Source organism: Pseudomonas sp. VMV1, from assembly GCF_056790235.1.
Genome location: NZ_JBXGSE010000005.1, coordinates 179,656 through 191,696, shown reverse-complemented (window position 1 = coordinate 191,696; position 12,041 = coordinate 179,656). Strand labels below are relative to the sequence as shown.

Genomic DNA, 12,041 nt, shown 5'->3' with positions numbered 1-12,041 from the left:
CTATCACTCAGCGCTTGCCGGGCAGCAACACTTCCAGCTTTTCCTGATCCCGCGCGAACTGGCGAATGCCTTCGGCCAGCTTTTCGGTGGCCATGGCGTCTTCGTTGTGTGCCCAGCGGAAGGCAGGTTCGTTCAGCTGCTGCTTGGGCTCACCACCACTGGTGTCGGTGGTTAGCAGGCGGGGCAGGTCGCCCTGGGCGTCCGACAGCTGCTGCAGCAGTTCGGGGCTGATGGTCAGGCGGTCGCAGCCGGCCAGCTGTTCGATCTGGTTCAGGTTGCGGAAGCTGGCACCCATCACCACGGTGTCGTAGCCATTGGCCTTGTAGTATTGGTAGATGCGAGTCACGGACTTCACGCCCGGGTCTTCGGCGCCTTCGTAGTCACGGCCTTCGGCCTTCTTGTACCAGTCGTAGATGCGACCGACGAAGGGCGAGATCAGGAACACGCCGGCATCGGCGCAGGCCGCAGCCTGGGCGAAGGAGAACAGCAGGGTCAGGTTGGTCTGGATGCCTTCCTTCTCCAGTTGCTCGGCGGCGCGGATGCCTTCCCAGGTGGAGGCGATCTTGATCAGTACGCGGTCCTTGCCGATGCCGGCCTTCTCGTACAGCTCGATCAGACGATGGGCACGGTCCAGGGTGGCGCCGGTGTCGAACGACAGGCGTGCGTCCACCTCGGTGGAGATGCGCCCGGGGATCAGCTTGAGGATCTCGCCACCGACGGCCACGGCGAATCGATCGCAGGCGAGGCCGATGTCGCCACCCGCGCCACTGAAGGCAGCCTGCAGATGTTCTTCATAGCGGGGCAGGGCAGCAGCCTTGAGCAGCAGCGAGGGGTTGGTCGTGGCGTCGTAGGGCTTGAGACGGGCGATGGCGTCCAGATCGCCGGTATCGGCGACGACCGTGGTGTATTGCTTGAGTTGTTCCAGCTTGCTCATGGCAGGTCTTTCCTTCGGTTAGCGAATGGACATCGTGGAGACGTGACTCAGTGACCTCTGAGAAGTTCAGTGGCCTCGTCATACAGGCGCAGCGGTTCAGGGCTGCGATGCAGATCGGTTGACAGCAATTGGCGGAAGCGCCGCGCGCCGGGAAACCCCTGCGCCAGACCCAGGACGTGGCGAGTGACGTGATGAATGACGCCCCCCTGTTGCAGGTGCGCCTCGACATAGGGCCGCAGTTGCAGCATCACTTCATGACGGGTGAGTTGCGGACGATCGCAGCCGTAGAGCGCCACATCCACTTCGGCCAACAGATAGGGGTTCTGATAGGCCTCGCGACCCAGCATCACCCCATCGAAGACCTCCAACTGCTCCCGGCAGGTATCCAGGGTCTTGATGCCGCCATTGAGAATGAACTCGAGATCCGGAAAATCCTGCACCAGCTGTGCTGCCACGTCGTAGCGCAGCGGCGGAATCTCGCGATTCTGCTTGGGCGACAGGCCCTCCAGGATGGCGATGCGCGCATGCACGGTAAAGCTGCGGCAACCGGCCTCCGCGACCTGGCCGACGAAGTCCCGCAGGGCCTCGTAGCTGTCTCGCCCGGAGATGCCGATGCGGTGCTTGACCGTCACCGGAATGGCCACGGCATCGCGCATCGCCTTGACGCTGTCAGCCACTCGCTCGGGATAGGCCATCAGGCAGGCGCCGATCATGTTGTTCTGCACGCGATCACTGGGGCAGCCAACGTTCAGGTTGATCTCGTCATAACCCACCTGCTCACCCAGCCGCGCTGCGGCGGCCAGTTCAGCCGGCACGCTGCCACCCAGCTGTAGCGCCAGGGGATGCTCGGTCTCGTCATGGCGCAGAAACCGCTGGGCATCGCCATGCAGCAAGGCACCGGTAGTGACCATTTCGGTATAGAGCAGGGCGTGCTGGGACAGCAGGCGATGGAAATAACGGCAGTGACGGTCCGTCCAGTCCATCATGGGCGCCACGGAAAAGCGGCGGGACGGCTCAGGGCGCGTGGTTGCTGGGTTTGAGGCGGTTTCGGCAAGCATTGGGAGACTTCGTTTGTAGCAATGTGCTGCACCTGTGGGCGTGTCTTCCTGGCTCAGTGCTAAATCTAAGCACTCGGAAAAAACGTCTAGCACTCGGCAGCAGAAGAAAGGATGACACGGCGAGAAAGAGATAAGGGCGTGAATGACTATGCCCAGATCAGGCTGCGCCGCAAGAGGGCTACAGTCTATCAAGATTCCCCGGTCTCTGAGCGGACCCTGTGTGTTCAGGCCTGAGCGGGACGCAGGCGGAGCAAGGGATGCGGCGGGCTTAGCGCTGCAAGTCTGTACGCCGCCTTGGCGGTTCGTGGGATAGGCCGATGCCAGCAACGACCGCGCCCTCGATGACGGCTACCTCACCAGTGACACGCTAGTTGCCTGTCAGGACGGCGCCTAGCTGTAGTACGCCATCTTCAGCACATGAACGTACCGGCCTTTCTTCCTGCACGGGCCTACATCAGTGAATCGTCCAGGGCTACCAGAGCGCAAGTCCGCTGCTATTAGGCGACGACAGCCAGATCTCCATCGCGTGATTTTAGCTAGCTGTTTCAAGATGTTGCCATCAAGGGATGTCTTTGGATTCCCGTGAAAACGTTATGATATAACGTGCGCCTTCATTGGCTTGGCCGATGCTCTGGCGTCAGCGGTGGGTATCGGCGTTTTCGCTTTGCTAAGGACTGTCATGCTTTTATCCCGCACCTTCCGTACAGCCCTGACGGCTTCGGCCTTGGCGACCCTGGTCGCTTTCGTGCCCACGCTTTCCAATGCCCAGGACCGCGTCTTCGACGTGGTCGGCCCCTTCGAGATTGGCGGGCTGGATCCGTCCATCTCGGGCTTTGTCTTCCAGCGCATGCAGATCACCGAAACGCTGCTGGAAGCCGACGCCAAAGGCAAGCCGCTTCCCGGATTGGCAGAGCGTTGGACGGAGTCGGCAGACGGCCTGACCTGGCGCCTGGCCATTCGGCAGGGCGTGAAATTCCATGACGGCAGCGATCTCACGGCTGGGGCTGCGGCGGCCGCGCTGAACGCGGCACGGGGCAAGCCTGGGGTGCTCAAGCAGGCCGGCATGGAGTCGGTCACCGCGGAAGGCAATGAGGTAGTGATCCGCCTGGCGAAGCCCTTCAAACCGCTGCTGGCACTGTTGGCGCATTCCTCCACCAATATCCTGGCACCAGCCGCCTATGACGCTGAGGGCAAGGTGCAGAAGATCATCGGCACGGGGCCGTACCAGCTGACGCTGCTGGAACCGCCGCAGCGCCTGGCCGCGGAGCGCTTCACGGGTTACTGGGGCATTAAGCCGGAAATCGCCCGAACGACCTACCTGGCCGCCGGCCGGGGCGAGACGCGTACCCTGATGGCGGAGAGTGGCGATGCGGAGCTGGTGTTCCAGCTCGATCCGCCGAGCATCGCCCGGCTCAAGCGCTCGAGCAGCCTCAAGGTGCTGATCGAGCCGGTCCCGCGGGTGGTGCTGCTGACCCCCAACTCCGGCACTGGCGCCACCGCGCCGGTCGAGGTCCGCCAGGCGCTCAGTCTGGCCATCCAGCGCGAGGGAGTCGCCGCCGCCGTATTGCGAGCGCCGGGTACCGGGGCGACCCAGCTGTTCGCCAAGAACGTGCCTGCCTGGCATGACCCCGGGCTGGCGCCACTCGCCTACGATCCGGGCGCTTCGCGCACGCTACTGGCCGGGCAGGGGTGGGCACCTGGAGCCGATGGCATCCTGCAGAAGGACGGCAAGCCTCTCAAGCTCAAGCTGCTGACCTATTCCGATCGTCCTGAGCTGCCGTTGATCGCTACCGCGTTGCAGGCGCAGCTGCGGGAGGTTGGCGTGGATGTCGAGGTCGCGGTGCAGAACTCCAGCGCCATTCCGGCAGCCCACAATGACGGCTCACTGCAGCTGGCGCTCTATGGCCGCAACTTCGCGCTGGTGCCCGATCCTCTGGTCACCCTCTTAAATGATTTCAGCCACGGCGGCGCTGAATGGGGGCCGCTGGGTTGGAAGAATCCTGCCTTCGACCAGGCCTTGGCCGCGCTGCTGGCCAGCGATGATCCAGCCGAGCAACAGCGCCAGCGCTATGCCGCCATGGCCCAGGTGCAAAAGGACCTGCCGGTGATTCCCGTGGCCTGGTACCGCCAGACCATGGCTGTCTCCAATGCCGTCGAAGGCGCCGCCATCGATCCCTTCGAGCGCACCTTCGGTCTGAGCAAGATGCGGTGGACCCAATGACCCGATTGCTCGCCTTTCGCCTGCTGCAGGCGGGCCTGGTCGCCCTGGTGGTCGGAGGCCTTACCTTCCTGTTCATGAATCTGCTGCCGGGTGACGCCGCCTACCGCATCGCGGCAGGACGTTACGGCTACGACCTGGTGGATACCGCCGCCGCCGAGGCGGTGCGGGCCGAACTTAATCTCGATCAGCCGCTGCTCTGGCGCTTTTTTACCTGGATCGGCGATCTGCTGACCCTGGATCTCGGGCATTCGCTGGTGTCCGGTAAGCCGGTGATGGACGTCGTTGCCCATGAGCTAGGTAGCTCCATCCGCCTGGCCATTGGCGCCGTCTGCCTGTCGCTACTGATCGGGCCGCCGCTGGGCGTGGTGGCGGGTCTGCGTCCGGGCAGTGTGCTGGATCGCGGCCTGCTGGTGCTGACCACCGCCATCCGGGCGCTGCCGCAATTCGTTCTGGGCGTGATCTTCGTGCTGCTGTTCGCCATCTCCTGGAAGCTGTTTCCGGCGGCTGGGCACGGCACCTTCTGGCACAGCGTGTTGCCCACGTTGACCCTGGCACTGGGCCTGGCGGCCGTGTCTTCCCGGGTTGCCCGGGATGCCACCGTGGAGGTGGCGGCATCCGCCTACTACAGCTTTGGCCGACTCAAGGGGCTGAGAGGCGCCAGCGTGTTCCTGCGCCATGGCCTGCGCAACATCGGGGTGCCGGTGGTGACCTACCTCGGGGTACAGCTGGTGTATCTCATCGAGGGCGTGGTGGTGGTAGAGACGCTGTTCGCCTGGCCGGGCATTGGCCACGGCCTGGTCCATGCCATCGTCCAGCGCGACGTGCCCATGGTGCAGGGGACCGCCCTGGCGATGGGCCTGCTGTTCGTCATCCTCAATACCCTCGTCGATCTCGCCAACCACCTGATCGATCCGCGCGGGAGAAACGCATGAATCTGGACGCTACCGCCGCCCTGGCGGCGCCACCGGTAAAATCCTCCGCCCGCTGGCTGGGTCTGAGCCTGCTGGGAGCCCTGGTCGCCTTCGCGGTGCTGACCCCGCTGCTCTGGCAAGGCGACATCGCCCGCCAGGACTATATGGCGATCCTCGCGGCACCCAGCAGCGCCTATCCCTTCGGTACCGACCACCTGGGGCGCGACATGCTGGCCCGGTTGTCGGTGGCCATCCGCTTCTCCCTGGGGCTGGCCTTCATCAGTGTCTGTACCGCCGCCATCCCTGGTGTGCTGTTAGGGATCCTCGCCGCCTGGAAGGGCGGTCTGGTCGACAAGCTGCTGGGTGGGCTGGCCGAGCTGTTCCTGGCCTTGCCGGGGTTGCTGCTGGTACTGCTGATCGTCGCGGTATTTCCCGGGTCTTTCGTCGCGCTCTATAGCGCCGTGGCCCTGGTGCTGTGGGTGGAATACTTCCGCATGACCCGCGCCCTGTCGCGCACCGTGCTGGCCTCGCCGGCGGTGTTCGCCAGCCAGCTGCTGGGCTTCGGTCCCGTCTACATCGTACGCCGTCACCTCTGGCCACAGCTGGCACCGGTGCTGCTGACCATCGCAGCCTTCGGCGCCGCCTCGACCATCATGGCCATTGCCGCTCTGGGCTTCGTCAGTATCGGCGTGCGGCCACCCACGGCGGAGCTGGGGCTGATGATCACCGAGTTGCTGCCCTATTACGCGGAGGCGCCTTACGTCATCGCCCTGCCGATCATCGCGATCTTTCTGACCGTGCTGTCATTGATGCTCATCACTGGAGGACGCAAGCCATGACCTCGTCGCTCATGACCACGGCGCTTGAGATCCGCACGGCAGAGGCGCAGTTGGTGGCACCGCTGTCCATCAGCCTGGCACCGGGTCAGGTGCTGTCCATCATCGGGGAAACCGGCTCCGGCAAGAGTCTCTTCGCCCAGGGCGTCGTCGGCAATCTGCCGGCGGGGCTGCAGGCGCACGGGCAGGTCGGCTTGCCGGACGGCTTCAGCGAGGAGGGGCGTCAGTCCGGCCGCCGCCAGCATTGGGGCAGGGGGCTGGCCGTGCTGCCCCAGGAGCCCTGGCTGAGCCTGGACCCGACCATGAAGGCGCTGTCCCAGGTGACTGAGACCTATACCCAGGTGGTCGGGCTCAAGACTGCGGAGGCCCGCCAGAAGGCTACCGCGGATCTGGCGCGACTGGGCCTGACCGGCGCCGAGCGCAAGTATCCCTTCCAGTTGTCCGGCGGCATGGCGCAACGCCTGGCCTTCGCCGCCACCCATGCCGGTGGCTCGCCGGTGCTGATCGCCGACGAGCCCACCAAGGGCCTGGATCGGGATCGTATCGACGAGGTCATCGACCTGCTCAAGGCCATGTTGGCCGATGGCGGCAGTCTGCTCATCATCACCCACGATCTTGAAGTGGCGCGCCGACTGGGCGGCGAGGTGATGATCATGCTCAAGGGGAGGGTGGTCGAGTCCGGTAGCGCTGAACAGGTCCTTGGTCAGCCGCAGCACGCCTATACCCGCCAGTTGCTGGCCGCCGATCCTGCGCATTGGCCCAGACGGGTGCCGCGACCGCTCACGGGCGACCCCGTGGTGGCGGTCGAGGGTCTGGCGGTCCAGCGCGGCGGTCGGCAGCTGTTCGAAGACCTCTCCTTCGCGGTCAGGCCAGGCGAGATTCTCGGAGTGACCGGACCATCCGGTTGTGGCAAGTCGACCCTGGGCGACCTCATCCTGGGGCTTGCCGCTCCCAGCGCGGGCGCGATCCGGCGTCAGCCGGGTCTGAGCCGCTTCGCCTTCCAGAAGCTGCACCAGGATCCGGTCGCCGCCTTTGCGCCTTCGGTGACCCTTCGCCAGCTGCTGGCGGATCTGGTTCAGCTGCACCGGCTGGACACCTCCAGAATCGGCCGACTGATGCAGCGCCTGCGCCTCGACGAAGGCTTGCTGGATCGACTGCCCGGCAACATCTCGGGTGGCGAGCTGCAGCGTTTTTCCCTGCTGCGCGTACTGCTGCTCGATCCGGTGCTGATCTTTGCCGACGAACCCAGCTCGCGGCTGGATCTCATCACCCAGAAGGAGATGATCGAGCTGCTGGCCGAGACTGCCGAAGCCTTCGGGACGGCCATACTGCTGGTCAGTCACGACGAAGACCTCGTGGACGCCGTGTCGGACCGGCGCCTGCATCTGGCCGGCGGCACGAGGACGCTGCAGGAGCCGGCAGCTGTAGCAGGACGGGGCAGCCGATTGGCTGAGTCCCTGACCTGACGTAACGGCCCGCGCTGGGGAGGGCGGGCCTCACCCACCGGACGTCGCCACCGCCGCGGAAGGAATCCGCTGCTTTCGCGCGCGCGCCTTTCACATAACTAGATCGCCAACAGTATCCCGAGGACTTCATGGAACTCTCGCTATATCGGAAAGGAACATCCCCTCGCGCTCACGGGCTGAAGGGGCGCAGTCTGGCCGCACCTCTCGCGCTCGGCGTGCTGGGTAGCTGCGTACTACTCCTGAATGGGCAGGACGCCAGGGCTGACGGCTTCTTGGACGACAGCAAGCTCACGCTGACCCTGCGCAACTATTACTTCGGCAGTGATCGCCGCAACGGGCGTGCTGACCAGAAGGACTGGACCCAGGGCTTCCTGTTGGACTACCAGTCCGGCTTCACCCAGGGCACCGTTGGCCTGGGTGTCGATGCCTTCGGCTATCTGGGCATGAAGCTCGATGCCGGTCCTGGGCGGCGGGGTACCGGCAACCTGCCAATCCATGCCGCCAACGAGCCGGCAGACGAATACTCCCGGGCCGGCGCGGCAGCCAAGCTGCGGCTGGGGCAGACGGTTGTTCGCTATGGCCAGCAACTGCCCACGGCGCCGGTGTTCGCCATCAGCACCAGCCGCCTGGTGCCCCAGAGTGCCACCGGCTGGAGCCTCTTGAGCACCGATATCCCCGACCTGACCCTGGAAGCCGGGCATTTCACCTCGGGTACTGATCAGGTCAGTACCAACAGGGACGGCGATCTTTGGGCGGGCTACGCCCGCCGCCGCGCCGATCACGTCGACTTCGCCGGTGGCAAGTACAAGCTGGCCGAGGGTGTCAGTCTGTCGCTCTATGCCGCCCAGCTCGATGACATCTGGAACCAGTATTACGGCAACTTCAATCTGGTACGGCCACTGTCGGCCACCCAATCCCTGACCTTCGACGGCAACCTCTATCGCACCCGGGATACCGGCGCCGCCAATGCTGGCCCTATCGACAATACGTCATACAGCCTGGCTGCCGCTTACAGCCACGGCCCCCAGACCTTCACCCTCGGCTGGCAGCGGATCGATGGCGATACACCGTTCGACTACATCGGCATGGGTGACAACGGCCGTACCGGCGGTGGTCTGTTCCTGGGCAACGCTTCGATGTTTTCCGACTTCAACGCACCCGGAGAGCGCTCCTGGCAGGCGCGCTACGACCTCAACTTCAAGACGCTGGGCGTGCCGGGTCTCAGTCTCATGACCCGCTATATCAAGGGTACCGACATCGATGGCAGCCACCTGCCCGTGGGTAGCGCCTACCGAGGGATGTACGGAGCCGATGACCAGGAGCGCGAGCTGAATCTGGAAGGACGCTATGTCGTGCAGGCCGGTTCGGCCAAGGGACTGTCCATCAGGGTGCGCCAGGCCTGGCACCGCGGCTCGCTCTCCACCGGTGGTTCGGTGGATCAGCTGCGGGTGATCGTCGACTATCCGTTGCGACTGCTCTGACGCTCGGCCGGTACTGCTGGCACGATTGTGGCGGTGGGTCTGGTGTGGATGTCCAAGCCAGGCCTGGCGCCAGCCGATTGAGCGCGAGCAGGTGAGAGGGCGCTAACGCCCTACAGAAATGAGCGGCGCTCATGGGGTTCGCATCCGGTTACAGCCCTCGCATGCAGAGATGGAGAACGAATTGGCGCTTGGCCTGCCTAAACAGTGTCCAATCAAACCGGAGTCCTACCATGAACGCAAAGAAAACCGCCGCCTTGATGTTTGCTGGTCTGATCGCCGTCAGTGGCGCTGCCTTCGCAGCCGAGAGCGCGGGTAACCCGCCTAAGGCCAACAGTGCTGGTATGGGTACCCCGGCTGGTCAGAAGACCGGTGAGGGCGCTGGCGCCGCCACCGGTGCTGGCAAGACCACCATCAACGAGCAAGGCCAGAAAAAACAGCAGTGAGGCAAGGGGCTGCCGGTACGCTCGGCGGCCCTTACCTTTCGATAGTTTGAACTTTATCGGCCCTTTCTGTCGAAGGGAGCCGAACGTTTGCGTACAGGGGTTAGATGGTGAGTGGGGAAACTGGCAAGGTCGTCCTGGTGGTCGAGGATGAGCCGCAGATTTTGATGATCCTTGCGGACTATCTTTCCGAACTGGGTTACACCGTCTTGCAGGCCCCGTCTTCGCTCGAAGCCTTCCGCATCCTCGCGGGCAGGCCACATCTCGATCTCCTCATCACCGATTTTCGTCTGCCCGATGACGTTTCCGGCGTGATGATCGCCGAGCCGGCACTCAAGCTGCGCCCCGACCTCAAGGTCCTCTTCATCAGCGGCTATCCTGCCGAAATCATCGATACCGGCTCCCCGCTACTGGGCAAGGTTCCTCTGCTGACCAAGCCGTTCTCCCTCGAACGTCTGCACCTGCAGGTGCAGAAGCTGCTCGGCGCCTGATCGACACCCGCCGCACAGATCGTTTTCCCGCCAGGACAGTCTATTGATCAGGCGCGACCAGTCCGGTCGCCTCAGGTTGGGAGACATTGGCGTCCATGGCTATCAAGCATTTCACTCATCACGAAGCGATCTCGTCTGCCGTTCCGGCTGAGCAGGGATTCGAAGCGGTCATCGCCGTCAAGGCGCGGCGGGAGGATGCGCATCCGACCTTTCACAAGGTCGCGACCGAGCGGCATTTCGACCTGGCCTCCGAAGCGGAGGAAGCCGCCGATGCGGCCCTCAATCGCGTGACGGAAATCGGTGAGAACGATGAACTTCTCTGGGACGAGCAGGCCGTCTGATGAAGCGAGACCAGGAGCGTGACGAAGAACCTCGACAGAGCGGGGAGTCCACTCCGGAAGATCCGGAGCTGAGTCGCGAAGAAGAGGAGGATGTCGACGAAAACCAGTTGCCACGTGCCGTGGTGCTGCACGAGATCATTCGTACCCAGGGTGATCACGAGCTGGAACGGACCCTCGCTGCGCTGTTCTGGTCGGCGCTGGCCGCGGGTTTGACCATGGGCCTGTCGCTGATGGCCATGGGCTTGCTCAATGCGAATCTGCCCGAGGGGGGCTACACCAAGATCATCGCCAGCTTCGGCTATTCGGCAGGCTTTCTGGCGGTGATCCTCGCGCGCCAGCAGCTGTTCACCGAGAATACCCTCACGGCGGTGTTACCCGTGATGAGCGAGCCCACGTTACACAACTTCGGCCGACTGGCGCGGCTGTGGAGCGTAGTGCTGGTCGGTAACCTGCTGGGTACCATCCTGGTGGCCTACGTGGTCCTGCACCTGCCACTGTTCGACGCCAAGACCGATGCGAAATTTCTGCAGATCGGCACCCATGTGATGGAGAACGATGTCTCGGCAATGTTCGCCAAGGGCATAGTCTCGGGCTGGATGATCGCCACCATGGTCTGGATGCTGCCGGCAGCGGAGAACGCCAGGATCTGGATCATCGTGCTCATCACCTATCTGATGGCACTGGGCGACTTCACCCATATCGTGGTGGGCAGTGTGGAGGTGGCGTATCTGGTGTTCGCCGGAGAGGCGAGCTGGGGGGACTTCTGGCTGACCTTCGCCGGGCCGACCTTGGCAGGCAATATCGTCGGGGGCAGCCTGATCTTCGCGCTGATCAGCCACGCTCAGGTACGCAGCGAAACCTGAAAGCAGAAGGGCCGGCAAATAGCCGGCCCTTCGCGCTGATCAGGCAGCTGCCACGATCACTCGTCGTCGTTGAGCTGGCCCATGGCGGTGGTGTTGAAGCCGCCGTCGACGTAGAGGATTTCGCCACTGATGCCCGAGGCCAGATCCGAGCACAGGAAGGCGCCGGCATTACCCACTTCATCGATGGTCACGTTGCGACGCAGGGGGGTCTGGCGCTCGTTGGCAGCCAGCATCTTGCGGAAGCTCTTGATGCCCGAGGCCGCCAGGGTACGGATGGGGCCGGCGGACACGGCGTTGACGCGAGTACCCTCCGGGCCCAGGCTGCCGGCCAGGTAGCGTACACCGGCTTCCAGACTAGCCTTGGCCATGCCCATGACGTTGTAGTTGGGCATGGTGCGCTCGGCACCCAGGTAGGACAGGGTCAGCAGGCTGCCGTTGCGGCCACGCATCATCTCGCGACCGGCCTTGGCCAGGGCGACGAAGCTGTAGGCGCTGATGTCGTGGGCAATCTTGAAGCCGTCACGGGTGGTCACAGCGGTGAAGTCGCCATCCAGTTGATCGCCAGGAGCGAAGCCGACGGAATGGACGATACAGTCCAGGCCATCCCACTTCTTCGCCAGTGCGGCGAACACGGCTTCGATCTGGGCGTCGTCAGCGACGTCGCACGGGAAGCACAGCTCGGGGTTCGAGCCCCAGCCTGCGGCGAATTCTTCGACGCGACCCTTGAGCTTCTCGTTCTGGTAGGTGAAGGCCAGCTCGGCGCCCTCGCGGTGCATGGCCGCGGCGATGCCGGAGGCAATGGACAGCTTGCTGGCGACGCCGACGATGAGAACGCGCTTACCGGCGAGAAATCCCATGGTTTTTTCCTCTTCTGTGTTGAATCCCAGGCAGCAGCCAGAGGGCTGAGGTCCGGGTTGGGCAGGGCTCTGCGCAGGTCAGAGCGAGATCTGGTCCGGGCACCTGGAGGTACCCGACACGGGTGGGGCGGTAAGGTAGCAG

The 12,041-nt window shown here is 64.1% G+C and carries 12 protein-coding genes; 9 read left to right on the top strand and 3 right to left on the bottom strand.

From position 1 onward, the window contains the following. Positions 1-7: 7 nt before the first annotated feature. Positions 8-934, bottom strand: a complete 927-nt coding sequence (tal, locus tag ACUCV0_RS17090; protein ID WP_059314912.1) for a transaldolase — start codon at positions 932-934, stop codon at positions 8-10. Between the two features lie 47 nt (positions 935-981). Then, positions 982-1,992 carry a tRNA dihydrouridine(20/20a) synthase DusA gene (gene dusA, locus ACUCV0_RS17085; RefSeq protein ID WP_482213229.1) on the bottom strand — a complete coding sequence of 337 codons (1,011 nt, stop codon included), beginning with the start codon at positions 1,990-1,992 and terminating at the stop codon, positions 982-984. A 679-nt stretch (positions 1,993-2,671) separates the two neighbouring features. On the opposite strand from dusA, the gene ACUCV0_RS17080 reads away from it, so the two are divergent. The 9 genes from ACUCV0_RS17080 to ACUCV0_RS17040 all read left to right on the top strand — a co-directional run bounded on the left by ACUCV0_RS17080 (position 2,672) and on the right by ACUCV0_RS17040 (position 11,042). After that, positions 2,672-4,213 carry an ABC transporter substrate-binding protein gene (locus ACUCV0_RS17080; RefSeq protein WP_482213228.1) on the top strand — a complete coding sequence of 514 codons (1,542 nt, stop codon included), beginning with the start codon at positions 2,672-2,674 and terminating at the stop codon, positions 4,211-4,213. After that, the gene (locus ACUCV0_RS17075) at positions 4,210-5,145 is read left to right on the top strand and encodes an ABC transporter permease (protein ID WP_059314880.1); all 936 of its coding nucleotides are present in this window, start codon (positions 4,210-4,212) and stop codon (positions 5,143-5,145) included. The genes ACUCV0_RS17080 and ACUCV0_RS17075 overlap by 4 nt, the downstream gene beginning before the upstream one ends. After that, complete coding sequence (locus tag ACUCV0_RS17070; RefSeq protein WP_059314879.1) at positions 5,142-5,963, top strand: ABC transporter permease; 822 nt, start codon at positions 5,142-5,144, stop codon at positions 5,961-5,963. Before ACUCV0_RS17075 ends, ACUCV0_RS17070 begins: the two co-directional genes overlap by 4 nt. After that, complete coding sequence (locus ACUCV0_RS17065) at positions 5,960-7,426, top strand: ABC transporter ATP-binding protein (protein ID WP_059314878.1); 1,467 nt, start codon at positions 5,960-5,962, stop codon at positions 7,424-7,426. The genes ACUCV0_RS17070 and ACUCV0_RS17065 overlap by 4 nt, the downstream gene beginning before the upstream one ends. Positions 7,427-7,554: 128 nt before the next feature. Next, positions 7,555-8,907: an OprD family porin gene (locus ACUCV0_RS17060; RefSeq protein ID WP_059314877.1), complete on the top strand. Its 1,353-nt coding sequence runs from the start codon at positions 7,555-7,557 to the stop codon at positions 8,905-8,907. A 230-nt stretch (positions 8,908-9,137) separates the two neighbouring features. Further along, the gene (locus tag ACUCV0_RS17055; RefSeq protein WP_059314876.1) at positions 9,138-9,350 is read left to right on the top strand and encodes a hypothetical protein; all 213 of its coding nucleotides are present in this window, start codon (positions 9,138-9,140) and stop codon (positions 9,348-9,350) included. A gap of 104 nt (positions 9,351-9,454) precedes the next feature. Continuing rightward, positions 9,455-9,838 (top strand): response regulator, encoded by a 384-nt coding sequence (locus tag ACUCV0_RS17050; protein ID WP_156428945.1) that lies wholly within the window; start codon positions 9,455-9,457, stop codon positions 9,836-9,838. Positions 9,839-9,933: 95 nt separating this feature from the next. After that, the gene (locus ACUCV0_RS17045) at positions 9,934-10,179 is read left to right on the top strand and encodes a hypothetical protein (protein WP_059314875.1); all 246 of its coding nucleotides are present in this window, start codon (positions 9,934-9,936) and stop codon (positions 10,177-10,179) included. Then, entirely contained in the window at positions 10,179-11,042 is an 864-nt protein-coding gene (locus tag ACUCV0_RS17040) for a formate/nitrite transporter family protein (RefSeq protein ID WP_059314874.1), read from the top strand. Before ACUCV0_RS17045 ends, ACUCV0_RS17040 begins: the two co-directional genes overlap by 1 nt. A gap of 56 nt (positions 11,043-11,098) precedes the next feature. Here the strand turns inward: ACUCV0_RS17040 and fabI are convergent, their stop codons facing one another. Then, on the bottom strand, positions 11,099-11,899 hold the full coding sequence (fabI, locus tag ACUCV0_RS17035) for an enoyl-ACP reductase FabI (protein ID WP_042134086.1): 801 nt from the start codon (positions 11,897-11,899) through the stop codon (positions 11,099-11,101). Positions 11,900-12,041: the final 142 nt, after the last annotated feature.